We start from the raw sequence: 15,492 nt of genomic DNA, 5'->3' as shown, positions 1-15,492 counted from the left end.
GGCTCAGTCCTCCGCCGCGGCCTTGCCGAGCTCGGACTTGAGCGTGAAGGAATTGGCCGTCACCACGACCTCCCCAGGCTCCAGCCCCTCCGTGACCTCCACGTCGTCGTCGTCCGACCGTCCGAGCTTGACCGGCCGCGCCTCGAATCCCTCCGCGACCCGCACGAAGGCGTTCGGCTGACCCTCCAGGGTCTGGATGGCCGAGGCCGGGACAAGCACCCGCACGGGCTTGTCGGAAATCACGATCTCGGCGGTCACGAACGACCCCGGCCGCCAAGCCTCGTCCGGGTTGGCGAGCTCGGCGACGACGCGGGCCGCGCGGGTGGTCTGGTCGAGGACGGGCACGATGAAGACGATGCGGCCGCGCGCGGCCTCACCGGTCGCCTCGGCCCGAACGGTCACGGCCTGGCCCTCGCGGACCAGCGGCATGTCGCCGGGGCTGACCGCGAGGTCGACCCACACCTTCGACAGATCGACGACGCTGTAGAGTTCGGTCTCCAGGTTGTCCCGGCCGACCGCGGCTCCCTGGTCGACGCGCCGCTCCACGACCTTGCCCGCGATCGGGGAGCGGATCTCCTGGCGCTCGAACTGCGCCTCAGGCTGCTTCGGAAGGGCCTCGATCTCGGCCTGGCTCAGGCCGAGGAACGTGAGTTTGCGTCGGGCCGCATCCTCCTTGACCTTGAGGTCTTGGTAGCTCGCCTGCGAGCGCAGGTACTGCTGCTCCGACGAGATGCGCTTGTCCCAGAGCTCCTTGTCGCGCTCGTAGAGCGTCTTCTGCAGGGCGGCCGAGACCCGCGCTGCCAGGTACTCGCCCTTGGTCTCGGCGATCTCGCGGCTGTCGAGGAGCGCCACGACCTCGCCCTTGGCGACCGCGTCGCCGAGCCCCTTGCGCAACTCGACGACGGTGCCGGTGGTCTTCACCGCGATCCGCGCGGTCAGGTTGGCGCTCGGGACGACGGTGCCCGGCACGTGCAGGTGGCGCGAGAGGCTCCCGCCACCGACCTTGTCCGTGCGGATGCCGGCCTTGGCGACCTGGTCGTCCGTCAGCCTGACGAGGCCGGGTTTCTCCGGCTCCGGACCTGCCGCCGGCTGCGGTTCGGTCTTGGCGGGCGCGGCACCACCTCTGGCGCCCGCCAGAAGGGTGCGGACCGCATCAGGCCCGCCGGGCCACCAGGTCGCGATCAGGAAGCCGCCGGCGACGGCCAGCAGCACGGGAACGAAGCGTCTGAACATGTCGGTGCCAATGGACGGTCGGCCGCGCGCCTGCGCGGGTGCCGTCGTTCGAGGAAAGGACGAGGCGGAAAGCCTCAGGCCCTTGGAGGCTCGAACGGTCCCTGCAGCCCACCGCCGGCCTGGAAGGCCTCGTCCGCACGAGCGAACGACCGCCCCGCGGACGGAGCCACGGTCGCGGGGGCCTTGGCGGCGACTGGCATTACGCCCTGCGCATGCGATTGCGCGTGGTGGATCAGGTCGTCGGCATCTTGATGGGTTGCGCCCTGACCCGGTTCCGCCACCGACAACGCGGCGTTCGCGACGGGACCGGACGCCTCGTGCCGGACTTCGGCGAGCAACGGCAGCACGGTGACCGCCGCCAGTAGCAGCGCGATGGTCACCGTCATGAGACGCCGCCCGAACGACACCCGACACCCACCCCCGCTATGCGCCGGCCACCTCGGCGCGTCGAACACCCTTCCCTTATCCTCTCCTGGGTGATAGCATGTCAACATGGAACACACGCACGCCTCCCACCCCGACATCGTCAAGCGGCTCAAGCGCGCCCACGGCCATCTCGCCGGCGTCATCGCAATGATCGAGGAGGGCCGCGCCTGCGTGGACCTCGCCCAGCAGCTCCACGCCGTGGAAAGCGCCATCGCCAACGCCAAGCGGGTCCTTATCGAGGACCACATGGAGCACTGCATCGGCGACGGGGTCGGGGAAGGCGGCAAGTCCGCCAAGGCGGCGCTGGCCGAGTTCAAGGCGCTCGCGAAGTACCTGTGAGGTCACGATGCTGAGCATTCTCGCGAACCGGACCTACCGGCACCTGTTCGCCGCGCAGGTCATCGCGCTCATCGGCACCGGTCTGCTCACCGTGGCCCTCGGCCTGCTCGCCTACCGGCTGGCCGGGGACGCGGCGGGGGCGGTGCTGGGTACGGCACTCGCGATCAAAATGGTCGCCTACGTGCTGGTGGCGCCGGTCGCGAATGCCTTCACGGGGCAGTTGCCGCGCCGAGCCTTCCTCGTGGCCACCGACCTCGTCAGGGCCGGCGTCGCGCTGGTCCTGCCCTTCGTCGATCAGGTCTGGCAGATCTACCTGCTGGTCTTCGTGCTCCAGTCCTGCTCGGCGGCGTTCACCCCGACCTTCCAGGCGACCATCCCCGACATCCTGCCGAAGGAACAGGACTACACCCGCGCCCTGTCGCTCTCCCGCCTCGCCTACGACCTGGAGAACCTGCTCAGCCCGACGCTGGCGGCGCTCCTGCTGACGGCCATCGACTTCCACTGGCTGTTCGGGGGCACCGTCGTCGGGTTCCTGTGCTCGGCCGCCCTAGTCGTCTCGGTGGCGCTGCCGTCCCCGACGCCGCCCGAGCGCCGCGCCGGGATCTACGAGCGCACGACGCGGGGCTTGCGCATCTACCTTGCGACGCCGAGGCTGCGCGGGCTCCTCGCCCTGAACCTCGCGGTGTCGGCGGCCGGCTCGATGGTCATCGTCAACACGGTGGTGATCGTGCAGGCCATCCTGCAGCGGCCCCAGAACGACGTCGCGGTGGCCCTCGGGCTGTTCGGGGGCGGCTCGATGCTGGCGGCGCTTCTGTTGCCGCGCGTGCTCGACCGGCTGCCCGACCGCACGGTCATGCTCCCCGCCGCGGCCTTCCTCGGCGTCGTGCTGCTCGGCTTCGCCGCCACGACCTGGGGCGGCGTCATCGGTTGGCCGATGCTGCTGGCCGCCTGGCTGGCGCTCGGGATCGGCTACTCCGCCGCGCAGACCCCCACCGGGCGGCTGCTCCGGCGCTCGGCGACGCCCGGGGACCGCCCGGCCGTCTTCGCCGCCCAGTTCGCGCTCTCGCACGTGGCCTGGCTCCTGACCTACCCGCTGGCCGGCTGGCTCGGAGCCAAGGCGGGCATGCCGGTCACCCTGACGGTGCTGGGGACGATCAACCTGTTTGCCATCGCCGCCGCGGCGATACTCTGGCCGGCCTCGGACCCGGACGTCGTCGAGCACCTGCACCCCGACCTGGGAGCGGACCATCCCCATCTCGAAGGCACCGGTTCGCGCCGACATGCGCATGCCTTCGTCATCGACGACCTGCACCACCGCTGGCCTGCGGCCAAGCCCGGATGAAGCCGGCGCGACGCCTGTTCGTGATCGCGCTGACCTTCGCCTGCGGCCCGGCCCCGGCGTTCGAGTGCCCCGACTTCCTGAGGATGCACGGCATGCTTCGGCGCGCGCAGGCGCGGTGCGCGTTCGAGCGGTTCAATCCCGAGATCGTGGAAGCGGCGCGGCAGTGCTTCGACCGCATGGGTGCGCAGGCCGGGGCGCCTGCGATGCACTCCGGCGCAGCCGAGTTCGACCGGATGGCTTCGCTTCGCGGAGAAGACGCCACCTGCAACCTGATCCAGCAACGATTCCCGATGGTGGTGCGATAGGTTCGTCCGCAGGTTCATCGGCCGGTCATGCGGACGATGCCAAACGTCGGACCTTGGTCGTGGCGACGCATCGATGCTAGGTGTCGCTCAGGGAGACCCGTTTTTGAGAGTGCCGTTGACCATCCTGCGCCGGATCGCGACCAGCCTGATGCTGCTGGCGATGTCGGCGCTCGCGGTCAACGTCGCGGCGGTGCCGGCGAGCGCCTTCGCTCCCGTCGAGCACCTGGAATACGCCGGGCCCGAGCACAGCCACGTGCACGGCGACGGCACCGTGCATTCGCACGTCGTCGCGAAGGTCACCCCGGACGAGGCCGGCGGCTGGCCGGATTTCCCGCCGCTCGACGACCCGCAGAACCACGAGCACGAGAAGGCGGATTGCTGCGGCCTGGCCCATCCGGTCGCGCTTCTCTCCGCCGATGCCACGGCGCCCGTGCACGGGTCGCCGGGCGCGATCCTCGTCACTCGGGAATCGACGCATCCGCACGGGGTCGACCCGAACGGCCCGAGACGACCTCCAAGGTCCCTTCCGAACGCTTGAGCGCGGCGTCCTGACGGGCGCCGCAAGGCCGTGCCCGTTCGACAGGACCCCGAACCGTGACCCTTCCCAAGACCGACGCCCCCGGGCGGCCGCGAGGCCGTGCCGCCGGGCTGGCCATGATGATCCTGGCCATCTGCCTCGCCACACCCGCAATCGCCGGCGGGGGCGACGACCACAGCCACGGGCCGGCACCGGCCGCCGTGGCGGCGCAAGGCACGCCCCGCATCGCCATGCAGTCCGACCTCTACCAAGTGGTCGCCACCCTCAAAGGCGACCGCCTGACGCTCTACGTCGACCGGTCCGAGGACAACGAGCCGGTGACCGGCGCGACCGTGTCCGTGACCGTCGAGGGCGAGGCCGTGCCGGCCACGGCGAACGCCGACGGGACCTACGCCGTCTCCTCGCCGCACCTGGCGGAGCTCGGCTCGAACGACCTCGTCATCCAGGTCGCCGGCCCCGACGGCGAAGACCTGCTGATCGGGTCCCTGGTGGTGGCCGAGGCGGTCAGCGCGGCCGCCCGTCCCGGCGGAGCCCATGCGCACACCGACATTCCGTTCCTCGCCCATCTGAAGGAACGGCTTGGCCAGCCCGAGCCGGGTCGGGCCTGGGCGCTCGCCGTCTTCGCGGTCGGGCTAGCCCTCGGGCTCGCACTGCGCAGCCGCCGCATGCGGCCGGCCGCCTTCGTGGCCGGCGCGGTCCTCGTGGTCGCCCTGACGGGCACCGCCTTCGCCCACGGCGGCGAGGACCATGACCACGACGCGCCCACCGTGGTGCCCGGCTCGAACACGCCGCAGCGCCTGCCCGACGGGTCGGTCTTCGTCCCCAAACCCTCGCAACGCATCCTGGAGGTGCGCACCACGACCGCCCGGCCGACCGAGGTCGAGGGGGCGACGCGCCTCATCGGCAAGGTCATCCCCGACCCGAACCGTGGCGGCCTAGTGCAGAGCATCGGCGGTGGCCGCGTCATCGCGCCCGAGGCCGGCATGCCCCGGCTCGGGCAGGCCGTACGCAAGGGAGAGGTTCTCGCCCGGGTCGAGCGGCCCATCATCCAGGCTGACCAAGCCATCGTGGTCGAGAAGGTCGGCGAGATCGAGCAGCAGATCGGCCTCGCCGAGGCGAAGCTCGCCCGCGCCCGGAAGCTCGTCGCCTCCGGAGCCGGCACCGCCATCTCCGTCTCTGACCTGGAGATCGAGCTTGAGGGCATGCGCCGGCGCCGGGCCGCCGTCAGCGACATCCGGACCACGCCGGAGACCCTGACGGCGCCCGCCGAGGGCGTCATCGCCTCGTCCCGTGTCGTCGCCGGCCAGGTCGTGCAGCCACAGGACGTGTTGTTCCAGGTCGTCCATCCAGGCAGCCTTTGGGTCGAGGCCCTCTCCTTCGAGGACGCACCGACTGGCACGGGGACGACGGCGCTAACCGTCGACGGCGCGACCCTGAAGCTGGAGCCCAAGGGCGTCAGCCGTGCCCTGCAGCAGCAGGCGACCGTCCTCCAGTTCGCGGTCGTCGACCCGCCAGACAACCTCCGGGTGGGACAGCCGGTGACGGTGCTCGCCGCGACCGGGACCAGCGCGACCGGCATCGTGCTCCCCCGGAACGCCGTCGTGCGCGGGACCGGCGGGGAGGCCATGGTCTGGCGCCACGCCGCGCCCGAGCGGTTCGAGCCGCGCCAGGTCCGGGTCGAGCCCGTCGATGCCACCCAGGTCGTGGTGCGGGCCGGCGTGAAGGAAGGCGAGCGCATCGTGGTGCGCGGCGCCGACCTCATCAACCAGATCCGGTGAGGGCAACCATGTTCGGCACCCTCGTCCGCGCCAGCCTGCGCAACCGCCTCTTCGTCCTCGCCGCCGCCGTGCTCCTGGTCTCCTACGGCAGCTTCGTGCTGCCGCGGCTGCCGGTCGACGTGCTGCCCGACCTCAATCGGCCCATGGTCACGCTGATGACCGAGGCCGAGGGGCTCGCGCCCCAGGAGGTCGAGCAGACCGTCACCTATCCCATCGAGGCGGCGATGAACGGGATGCCGGGCGTGACCCGCGTCCGGTCGGTCTCCGGCGTCGGCCTGTCCATCGTCTACGTCGAGTTCGACTGGTCGACCGACGTCTACCGCAGCCGCCAGTTGGTGGCGGAGAAGCTCGCCATCGTGCGCGAGACCCTGCCACGCGGCGTGGTCCCGCACATGGGGCCGGTCACCTCGATCATGGGCGAGATCCTCCTTGTGGCCGTCACCTCGGAGACGCTGCCGCCGATGGAGGTGCGCGAGCTCGCCGATTTCGTCATCCGGCCGCAGCTCCTCAGCCTATCCGGCGTCGCCCAGGTCATCCCCATCGGCGGCGAGGTCCGGCAGTACCGGGTCAGCCCGAACCCGGCCGCGATGCAGGCCCTCGACGTCACCCCCGAGCAGGTCGAGGCCGCCGTCTCGCGCTTCGGCACCAACACCGGCGGCGGCTTCGTCGACCAGCACGGGCGCGAGTACCTCATCCGCAACGTCGGCCTGACCAAGCGCCTCGACGACCTGCGCGGCACGGTCGTGACCTACCGGCAGGGGCAGCCTGTCCTGCTGCGGCAGGTCGCCGACGTCGCCTTCGCCCCGGCGCACAAGCGGGGCGACGCAGGCTACAACGGGCGCTCGGCCGTCATCGTCTCGATCCAGAAGCAACCCGGCGCCGACACGGTCCAGCTGACGCGGCGCATCGAGGCGACGCTCGCCTCCATCCAGAGGACGCTGCCGGCCGGCGTGAGGGCCGACAACATCCAGTTCCGTCAGGCGACTTTCATCGAGACCTCCATCGGCAACGTGAAGCGGGTGCTCCTAGAGGCCGCCGCCGTCGTCGCGGTGGTGCTGGTCCTGTTCCTGATGAACGTCCGGGCGACCCTGATCTCGCTGACCGCGATCCCGGTCTCGGTTCTGGTGACGGTCGTCGTCTTCCAGGCGCTCGGCCTGACCGTGAACACCATGACGCTCGGGGGGCTGGCCATCGCCATCGGCGAGCTCGTCGACGACGCGGTGGTCGACGTCGAGAACATCATCCGGCGCCTGCATGAGAACCGGGAGAGGCCCGAGCCGCGACCGGTGCTGGAGGTGGTCGCGGCGGCGAGCCAGGAGGTGCGCTCGGGCATCGTCTACGCGACCCTGATCGTCTGCCTCGTCTTCGTGCCGCTGTTCGCCCTGTCGGGCATCGAGGGCCGCCTCTTCGCCCCGCTGGGCGTCGCCTACATCGTCTCGATCCTGGCGAGCCTCGTGGTGTCGGTCACCCTGACGCCGGTCCTGGCCTCCTACCTGCTCGCCCGCGACGGAGACCAGCACCGCGGCGACACCCGGCTCGTCCGCCTCCTGAAGCGCGTGAACGCCGCCCTCCTGAAATGGGCCTTCGGGCACCGCTGGCTCGTCGTGGGCTCGGCCGGCGCCGCCGTGGTCGTGGCCGGCTTCGCCGCGGCGAACCTGCCGCGGGCGTTCCTGCCGCCCTTCAACGAGGGCAGCCTCGCCCTTGGTCTGGCCTACAACCCTGGCATCTCACTCGCCGAGAGCCACCGCCTTGGGCTGGTGGCCGAGCGCCTCATCCGCGAGGTGCCCGAGGTGACCTCGGTTGGGCGCCGCACCGGCCGTGCCGAGATGGACGAGCACGCCGAGGGTGTCCACTCCTCCGAGATCGACGTCGACCTGAAGCCCGGCCGGCCGAAGGAGGCCATCCTCGCCGACCTCCGTGCGCGGCTCGGTGTGTTGCCGGCGGTGCTCAACGTCGGGCAGCCGATCTCGCACCGGCTCGACCACATGCTCTCGGGCATCCGGGCCGAGGTCGCGGTGAAGATCTACGGCGACGACCTCGATACCCTGCGGAGCCTCGCCGAGGGCCTGCGCGACCGGCTGGCGAAGATCCCGGGCATGGCCGACCTCCAGGTCGAGAAGCAGGTACGCATCCCGCAGCTCCGGGTCGACGTCGACCACGAGCGGGCCGCCCTGTACGGCCTGACGCCGGCGGCGGTGACGGACGCCTTGGCGACCTTGAGCAACGGGCGCACGGTTTCGCAGATCGTCGAGGGCAACCGTCGCTTCGACGTGGTCATCCGCCTCGGGGACGAGGACCGCTCGACCACGGGGCTGGGCGATCTGCTCATCGCCTCGCCGGCCGGGCGCATCCCTTTGCGCCGGGTGGCCGAAGTCTCGGAGACCGACGGCCCGAACCAAGTCATGCGCGAGAACGCCCAGCGGCGGATCGCGGTCTTCGGCAACACCGACAAGCGGCGCGACCTCGCCGCCGTGGTCGCCGACGTGCGGCGCACCATCGACGAGACCCGCTGGCCGCCGGGCTACCGGGCCGGGCTGGAGGGCTCGTTCCAGGCGCAGGAGGAGGCCGCGACCCGCATCGGCCTGCTTTCGCTGGTCGCGCTCGCGCTGATCCTCACCGTCCTCTACGGGCGCTACCGCTCGCTGGCCCTCGCCGGCATCATCATGGCCAGCATCCCGTTGGCGCTGGTCGGTTCGGTGGTCGCCCTGTGGCTCGCGGGTCAGCCGCTCTCGGTCGCCTCGATGGTCGGCTTCGTCACGCTGGCCGGCATCACCGCCCGCAACGGCATCCTCAAGATCTCGCATTACCTCAACCTCGCCATCCACGAGGGCGAGGCGTTCGGGCCGGCGCTAGTCGTGCGCGGGTCGCTGGAGCGGCTGACGCCGGTGCTGATGACCGCGCTCTCGGCCGGGCTCGCCCTGCTGCCGCTGGTGCTCGGCGCCGGCGAGCCGGGTCGAGAGATCCTACACCCCGTCGCGGTGACCATCCTGGGCGGCCTCGTCAGCGCCACGCTGCTCGACGCCGTCCTGACCCCGATCCTGTTCCTCGCCTTCGGTCGCCGCGCCCTTGAGCGGCTCCGGGCGGGACAGGTGGGCGGGCTCAAGCCCGCCGAACTCTACTGACCCCCGAAGGAGACACCATGAAGCCCAGCATCCTCACGCTCGCCCTTATCCTGGCGCTGCCGGTCGCCGCCAACGCGCAAGGGCATTCTCACAAAGGCCCGAACGGCGGCGAACTCGTCGACGTTGCGGGCGGCCACGCCGAGTTCGTCGACACCCCGACCGAGATCGCGCTCCACCTCAGCGACGAGGACGGCAAGCCGGTCCCGTCCAAGGGCGCGACCGGCAAGGCCACCATCCTGTCGGGCGGCAAGACCGAGACGGTCGACCTAGCCCCGGCCGGCGGGGCCAAGCTCGCCGGCGCCCTGACGAAGCCGCTCGCCTCGGGCGACAAGGTCGTGGTCTCGGCCCGCACTGCCGACGGGCGCAAGATCCAGGTGCGTCACGTCGAGCGCTGAACTTCCGCGGCACGCAGCCGGGCAAACCGAGGGCCAGCCATGAAGAAGGACGACCCCTGCATAGGGGTTTGCCAATGGGACGGGCGAACCGGCTGGTGCCTGGGCTGCGGGCGCACCGTCCCCGAGATCCGCGCGTGGAGGAAGATGACGCCCTACCGGCGCACCGCCCTCGCGCGCGAGCTCCCGCGCCGGATCGAGCAGATGGCTTCCGCGGGACAGCGCCTCTCCCGGTTCGAAGACGCTTGACACGCCCGGCCAAGCGGCGATGAATGGCGTCATCGGGGAGCGATCCCCCGACGAGGCTCCGGCTGAAGAATCGCGTCCCGACTGCATTCGATGCAAGGACGCGTCATGCCCGTGCCCAACACCATCACCGTCGAAAAACTCGCGCGCCTGATCGGCACTCCCGGCTGCCCGGCCGTGGTCGACGTGCGCTCCTACAGGGAATTCCTCGTCGACCAGCGCCACGTGCCCGGCTCCTTGCCACGGTCGGCGGAGAAGGTCGCCGAGTGGGCGCCGGGGCTGCGCGGCAGGTCCGTCGTGGTCGTCTGCGAGGACGGACGTCGCAATAGCCATGGGGTGGCCGCCTGGCTGCGCAGCGCCGGCGTCGAGGCCGAGGCCCTGCAAGGTGGCATCGCGGACTGGGCGGCCGCCGAACTGCCGATGGTTCCGGCCAACAAGATCCGCAATCGCGACGAGCAGGGCCGCACCGTCTGGGTCACGCGCGCCCGACCTAAGGTCGACCGCATCGCCTGCCCCTGGCTCATCCGCCGCTTCGTCGACCCGGACGCGGTCTTCCTGTTCGTGCCGCCGGGCGAGGTCTCCGGGGTCGCGGAACGGTTCGAGGCGGCGCCTTTCGACATCGACGACCCAGGCACCTTCTGGAGCCACCGGGGCGAGCTCTGCACCTTCGACGTCATGGTCGAGGAGCTCGGCCTCGCGACGCCGCCGCTCCTGCACCTCGCGACGCTGGTGCGCGGGGCCGATACCGGCCGGCCCGACCTCGCCCCGGAAGCGGCGGGCCTCCTCGCGGCCTCGCTCGGGCTGTCGCGCATCTACGCGGACGACCTGGAGCAGCTCGACGCCGGGATGCTTCTCTACGACGCCTTCTATCGCTGGTGCCGGGACGCGACGGCGGAGCGCCATTCCTGGGACGGCGACCGCACCAAGGGGAAGGCGTGACCATGGCCGCGACCGCAGGCATCCATACGGCGCCGGCTCCCGGGGAGGCCGCCCCGGGAGCGCCGGTGCCCGTGACCCTAGCCGAGGCCGTACCGGTCTGGGCCCGCATCGCCGCGCTCTCCTTCGGCGGGCCGGCCGGGCAGATCGCCGTCATGCACCGCGTCCTCGTCGAGGAGAGGCGCTGGATCTCCGAGAACCGCTTCCTGCACGCCCTGAACTTCTGCACCCTCCTGCCGGGGCCGGAGGCGCAGCAGCTGGCGACCTATGTGGGCTGGCTGATGCACGGCACCCGCGGCGGCCTCGTCGCCGGCGGCCTGTTCGTCCTGCCGGGCGTCGTCGCCATCATGGCCTTGAGCTGGGTCTACGCGCTCTACGGCAACGTCGGCCTCGTCGCCGGCCTGTTCTTCGGCCTGAAGGCGGCGGTGCTCGCCATCGTGCTCCAGGCCGTGATCCGCATCGGCAAGCGGGCGCTCAAGGGCCCCGTTATGGTCGGGCTCGCGGCGGCCGCGTTCGTGGGCATCTTCTTCCTCGGCGTGCCCTTCCCGCTGATCGTGCTGACGGCCGGCGTCATCGGCTACCTCGGCGGCCGGGCCGGGCTGCAACAGTTTAAGGCCGGCGGGCACGGGGCCGGCGGCAAGGCGGTGGCGGGCCCCTTCCTGCTCGACGACCACGAACTCCCCCAGGAGCGGGCCGCCGCCGGGCACACCCTGCGGATGCTGCTCGTCTGGGGAGCGATCTGGCTGGTTCCCGTCGCGGCCATCCTGCTGGCCCTCGGCTCGGACGACGTCTTCGCCCAGGTCGCGGTGTTCTTCTCCAAGATGGCGATGGTGACCTTCGGGGGCGCCTACGCGGTGCTATCCTACGTCGCCCAGCAGGCCGTGGAGCACTACGGCTGGCTCAAGCCCGGCGAGATGCTGGACGGCCTCGGCATGGCCGAGACCACGCCGGGCCCGCTCATCATGGTCACGCAGTTCGTGGGATTTCTCGCCGCCTACCGGTCCCCGGGCGCGATGCCGCCCCTGCTTGCCGGGACCTTGGGCGGTCTGCTGACCACCTGGGTGACCTTCGCGCCCTGCTTCCTCTGGATCTTCGTCGGCGCCCCTTACGTCGAGCGCCTGCGAGGAAACCGGGCCTTGGCCGGCGCGCTCTCGGCCATCACCGCGGCGGTGGTCGGCGTGATCCTCAACCTCGCGGTCTGGTTCGCCCTGCACACCGTCTTCGCCGAGACCCGGCCGTTCACGGCCGGGCCGATCCGGTTCGACGTGCCGGTGCCGTCGAGCCTGAACCCGTGGGCGCTCGCTCTGGCGGCCGCGGCGGTGCTGGCGGTGTTCCGCTTCAAGGTCGGCATGGTCCCGACGCTCGCGGCCTGCGCCGCGGCCGGCGTCGCCCTGCACCTGGCGGGGCTGGTGTGATGCGCGCCGGACGCATCGCTGCCTTGGCCGTCATACTCGTCGTGACGGCAGGCCCGGCGTCCGCCGGCGAGGCGTTCCGGCGCCTGTCCGCCTCCGAGATCCGGGCGCACCTCATCGGCAAGGAGGTCACGGACGAGGTGCACTGGGCCTATTCCTTCGAGCGAGGCGGCGGCTTGCGCGTGGTGTCGCTCGGACGCACCCGCACTGCGCGGTGGCGGATCGACGGCGACGGGCTCTGCCTCGATGGCCAGCCCTGCGTCGAGGTCTGGATGGCCGGCAACCGCGTCGAGTTCCGGCGGGGCGAAGGCACTCTCCCCGAGGAGGGTGTGCTGCAGGCGCCTGCCAGCCGGCGCTGAGGAACGAGAAACCCAGAGAGAGGAGACGACCATGCGCCGCTTGCTTGCATCCCTCGCCGTGCTGGGCACGGTCGCGCTCGCGTCCGCCGCGTCGGCGGGCGAACCCTGGCAGGACGCCATCGCCACCGGGCTGGGCAAGCCCGGCACCGCCATGCCGGGCGGGGTCTACCGCGTCGGCCTGCCCCGGACCGACCTGAACGTCACCCTCGACGGCGTGCAACTCAAGCCGTCCTTCGCCCTCGGCTCCTGGCTTGCCTTCGTGCGGCACGGGAGCGGCGACGAAGTCATGGTCATGGGCGACCTCGTGCTCACCGACGACGAGGTCAACCCGGTGATGAAGCGGCTGGTCGAGGGGGGGCTGGAGATCACGGCGCTGCATAATCACCTGCTGCGCAACACGCCCCACACCATGTACATGCACGTAGGCGGGCACGGGGATGCGGGCAAGCTCGCGACCACGCTGCGCGAGGCCCTCGGCGCGAGCAAGACCCCCTTCGGCGGTGCGACGGCGGGGGCGACGCCTCCGAAGGTTGGCGGCGCGGAGCCCGCGTCCGCCGGGGAAGGGCCTGTGCCGGCGAAGGCGACGGCACCCGATCAGGCGCTCGACCTCGATACGGCGGCCATCGACGCGGTGCTTGGGCGCAAGGGCAAGGTCAACGGCGGCGTCTATGCCGTGAGCGTGCCTCGTGCGGAGACGCCGAAGGACCATGGCATGGAGGTGCCGGAGGCCATGGGTTCGGCCATCGCCATCAACTTTCAGCCGACCGGCGGCGGCAAGGCGGCCATCACCGGCGACTTCGTCCTGACCGCCGACGAGGTGAACCCGGTGATCAAGGCGCTGCGGGCGAGCGGCATCGAGGTGACGGCGCTGCACAACCACATGCTCGAAGACGAGCCGCGGCTTTTCTTCATGCACTTCTGGGCGAACGACGACGCGGCCAAGCTGGCCAAGGGCCTGCGGGACGCCCTCGACCAGGTGAAGGTCGCGAAGGGCTGACGCGTATGGCGAGGTCCGCCTCCCCTCCCTTCAAGGTCGCGGTCGTCTGGCGGGGCGACGCCCGGGCGCGCGCCGAGGCTCGCCCCGAGACCAGCCGGTTCGCCGCGGTCTTCGCCGCCCTGGAGCGGCACGGGCTCGCCGCCGAGCCGGCCGTCTGGGTCGAGGGGCAGGCCGACGCCTTCCGGGCCCAGCTCCTGGCGACGGACGCGGCGCTGGTCTGGGTGAACCCGGTGACGGAGGACACCGGCGAGGGCCGCGCCGCCCTGGACGCGGTGCTACGGGAGGTTGCCGCCGCCGGCGTCTTGGTCAGCGCCCATCCGGACGTGATCGACCGGATCGGCACCAAGGAAGTGCTGGTCCGGACGCGCGAGATGGGCTGGGGGACGGACACGCACCTCTACGCGGGCCACGCCACCCTCGCGGCGGAGTTTCCCGGGCGCGTGGCCGAGGGGCCGCGGGTGTTGAAGCGCAGCCGCGGCAACGGTGGCATCGGCGTCTGGAAGGTCGAGCGCGCAGCGGGCCCCGACGTCCTGGTGCAGGAGGCGCGTGACCGGACCCTACGCACGGTGACGCTCGACGCGTTCCTAGCCGAGCGCGCCGCCGACTTCGCGGCGGGCGGCACCCTCGTCGACCAGCCGTTCCAGGCACGGCACCTGGAGGGGATGGTCCGCTGCTACGTGAGTGGCACGCGGGTCGCGGGATTCGGTTCCCAGTTCGTGACCGCGCTGGCTCCGCCGGAGCACGGGCGCGCGCCGCCACGCCTTTACTCGGGGCCGTACGACGAACGCTTCCGACGCCTACGCAGCTTGATGGAAGCTGTCTGGATACCCGAAATGGCGGAAAGGCTGGGGCTGAGGCCGGACGACCTGCCGGTCGTCTGGGACGCCGACTTCCTGCTCGGGCCGAGGGATGCCGCCGGCGAGGACACCTACGTGCTCTGCGAGATCAACGCGAGTTCGGTGTACCCCATCCCCGACGAGGCGCACGCCGCCCTCGCTGCGACGACGCTGCGACGTTTGAGTGAAGCCCGCGCCTACCTACCGGAGCGTGCCTGACGACGCCCGCTCAACGCCCGTTCGGGCAAGCGGCGGGCCTCCCGGCCTCTCCGACGCCCTCAGTACCCGCGGTGGTGATGGTGGTGGCCCCGGTCGAAGTGGATGGGGCGGTCGTAGCCATAACGGTGGTGACGCTCGTAGCCGTGACGGTGGCCGTAGCCATGGTGACTGTCGTGATGGTGGTGGTAGCGCGGCCCGCGCTCGTACCACTGCGCGGAAGCGGCGCCGGGGAGCAGCACCAGGGTGGCGGCGACCAGGCCTGCGATGCGGGGCTTCATGGGATGACCCTCGTGGTTCGGGATGCGGCCAGACTGCTCGCTACGCGTTGAACCGGTTCTGAAGCCGACGCGCAGCCTCCGTTCAGGCAAGCCCGCCGCCTCCGTCGACGACGTCAGGCCGTACGTCCCACAAGGCAATGGCCAACACGAGGTTCGCAAGCGCGAGCGCCGCCAGCAGGCCGTATGCGGCGTCGGCGCCGCCGTAGGTGAGCGCCACCGCTCCGAGGGAGGGTGCCACGGCTTGCGCGATCAGGCCCGGCCGGGCCAGGCGCCCCACAAGAACCGGGTAGCGGACCGAGCCGAACAGGGCGAGCGGCACCGTGCCCTGGGCGATGGAGTAGATCCCGTTGCCCGCGCCTTAGAGGACCAGGGCGGGGCCGACCGCCGGCACGCCCGCCGCCAGGATGGCCAGCCCCAGGACCACCAGCGCCATGGCCACGGTCAGGGTCCAGAGCGAGTGGTGCCGGCCTTTGTTCGCCATCTCGACGATGCGTGCCCCGACCTGGGCCGGCCCGATCAGCGCGCCGTTGGAGACGGCCGCGGCGAGCGCGACGCCACGGGCCTGCAGCAGCGCGATCAGGTGCACCGAGACCCCGAGCCTCGGGTCACAGTGAGGTGCAGCCCGGCATACGCGAGGCAGGCGCCGCGCCAACCGACCTGCTCAACGAGGAAGGCCGAGAGCGACCAGCAGACGGTGCTGGACTCGGCCCGCGGCAAGGCGGCTCAGGCGGGTC

Annotated in this window: 16 protein-coding genes and 1 pseudogene; 13 read left to right on the top strand and 4 right to left on the bottom strand. The window is 71.4% G+C overall.

Annotated elements, in window-relative coordinates:
* Positions 1-3: 3 nt before the first annotated feature.
* Both ACPCJR_RS21635 and ACPCJR_RS21630 read right to left on the bottom strand, forming a co-directional pair.
* Positions 4-1,233 carry an efflux RND transporter periplasmic adaptor subunit gene (locus tag ACPCJR_RS21635; RefSeq protein ID WP_053608655.1) on the bottom strand — a complete coding sequence of 410 codons (1,230 nt, stop codon included), beginning with the start codon at positions 1,231-1,233 and terminating at the stop codon, positions 4-6.
* Between the two features lie 74 nt (positions 1,234-1,307).
* Positions 1,308-1,619 (bottom strand): hypothetical protein, encoded by a 312-nt coding sequence (locus ACPCJR_RS21630; protein WP_139235020.1) that lies wholly within the window; start codon positions 1,617-1,619, stop codon positions 1,308-1,310.
* A gap of 106 nt (positions 1,620-1,725) precedes the next feature.
* Here ACPCJR_RS21630 and ACPCJR_RS21625 point away from each other — a divergent pair, with 106 nt between their 5' ends.
* The 13 genes from ACPCJR_RS21625 to ACPCJR_RS21565 all read left to right on the top strand — a co-directional run bounded on the left by ACPCJR_RS21625 (position 1,726) and on the right by ACPCJR_RS21565 (position 14,480).
* A complete protein-coding gene (locus ACPCJR_RS21625; RefSeq protein WP_053608653.1) occupies positions 1,726-1,998 on the top strand; it encodes a metal-sensing transcriptional repressor in 273 nt (90 codons plus the stop codon).
* 7 nt (positions 1,999-2,005) lie between these two features.
* A complete protein-coding gene (locus ACPCJR_RS21620) occupies positions 2,006-3,340 on the top strand; it encodes an MFS transporter (RefSeq protein ID WP_053608652.1) in 1,335 nt (444 codons plus the stop codon).
* Positions 3,341-3,360: 20 nt separating this feature from the next.
* Positions 3,361-3,645, top strand: a complete 285-nt coding sequence (locus ACPCJR_RS21615) for a hypothetical protein (RefSeq protein ID WP_244537659.1) — start codon at positions 3,361-3,363, stop codon at positions 3,643-3,645.
* Positions 3,646-3,754: 109 nt separating this feature from the next.
* Complete coding sequence (locus ACPCJR_RS21610) at positions 3,755-4,183, top strand: DNA polymerase III subunit gamma/tau (RefSeq protein ID WP_244537660.1); 429 nt, start codon at positions 3,755-3,757, stop codon at positions 4,181-4,183.
* A 56-nt stretch (positions 4,184-4,239) separates the two neighbouring features.
* Positions 4,240-5,961: an efflux RND transporter periplasmic adaptor subunit gene (locus tag ACPCJR_RS21605; RefSeq protein ID WP_053608649.1), complete on the top strand. Its 1,722-nt coding sequence runs from the start codon at positions 4,240-4,242 to the stop codon at positions 5,959-5,961.
* 8 nt (positions 5,962-5,969) lie between these two features.
* On the top strand, positions 5,970-9,083 hold the full coding sequence (locus tag ACPCJR_RS21600; protein ID WP_053608648.1) for an efflux RND transporter permease subunit: 3,114 nt from the start codon (positions 5,970-5,972) through the stop codon (positions 9,081-9,083).
* A 17-nt stretch (positions 9,084-9,100) separates the two neighbouring features.
* Complete coding sequence (locus tag ACPCJR_RS21595; protein ID WP_053608647.1) at positions 9,101-9,478, top strand: hypothetical protein; 378 nt, start codon at positions 9,101-9,103, stop codon at positions 9,476-9,478.
* 39 nt (positions 9,479-9,517) lie between these two features.
* A complete protein-coding gene (locus tag ACPCJR_RS21590; protein WP_053608646.1) occupies positions 9,518-9,724 on the top strand; it encodes a DUF1289 domain-containing protein in 207 nt (68 codons plus the stop codon).
* 105 nt (positions 9,725-9,829) lie between these two features.
* Positions 9,830-10,660 (top strand): chromate resistance protein ChrB domain-containing protein, encoded by an 831-nt coding sequence (locus tag ACPCJR_RS21585; RefSeq protein ID WP_053608645.1) that lies wholly within the window; start codon positions 9,830-9,832, stop codon positions 10,658-10,660.
* 2 nt (positions 10,661-10,662) lie between these two features.
* Positions 10,663-12,072 carry a chromate efflux transporter gene (chrA, locus tag ACPCJR_RS21580; protein WP_053608644.1) on the top strand — a complete coding sequence of 470 codons (1,410 nt, stop codon included), beginning with the start codon at positions 10,663-10,665 and terminating at the stop codon, positions 12,070-12,072.
* A gap of 23 nt (positions 12,073-12,095) precedes the next feature.
* Entirely contained in the window at positions 12,096-12,428 is a 333-nt protein-coding gene (locus ACPCJR_RS21575) for a hypothetical protein (protein WP_244537661.1), read from the top strand.
* Between the two features lie 31 nt (positions 12,429-12,459).
* On the top strand, positions 12,460-13,425 hold the full coding sequence (locus tag ACPCJR_RS21570; RefSeq protein WP_053608642.1) for a DUF1259 domain-containing protein: 966 nt from the start codon (positions 12,460-12,462) through the stop codon (positions 13,423-13,425).
* A 5-nt stretch (positions 13,426-13,430) separates the two neighbouring features.
* Entirely contained in the window at positions 13,431-14,480 is a 1,050-nt protein-coding gene (locus tag ACPCJR_RS21565; protein WP_053608641.1) for a Cj0069 family protein, read from the top strand.
* A 59-nt stretch (positions 14,481-14,539) separates the two neighbouring features.
* Here ACPCJR_RS21565 and ACPCJR_RS21560 read toward each other — a convergent pair whose 3' ends face one another.
* Together ACPCJR_RS21560 and ACPCJR_RS21555 are read right to left on the bottom strand one after the other, a co-directional pair.
* Positions 14,540-14,758 (bottom strand): hypothetical protein, encoded by a 219-nt coding sequence (locus ACPCJR_RS21560; RefSeq protein ID WP_078946992.1) that lies wholly within the window; start codon positions 14,756-14,758, stop codon positions 14,540-14,542.
* An 82-nt stretch (positions 14,759-14,840) separates the two neighbouring features.
* Positions 14,841-15,460 (bottom strand): annotated as a pseudogene (locus ACPCJR_RS21555) (MFS transporter); the annotation flags it as partial.
* Between the last annotated feature and the right edge of the window lie 32 nt (positions 15,461-15,492).

This window comes from Methylobacterium sp. NPDC097929, from assembly GCF_049543375.1.
In the GTDB taxonomy this organism is placed as follows: Bacteria; Pseudomonadota; Alphaproteobacteria; order Rhizobiales; family Beijerinckiaceae; genus Methylobacterium.
The sequence above is the reverse complement of the archived record's forward strand: the minus strand, read 5'-3'. Positions and strand labels throughout refer to the sequence as shown.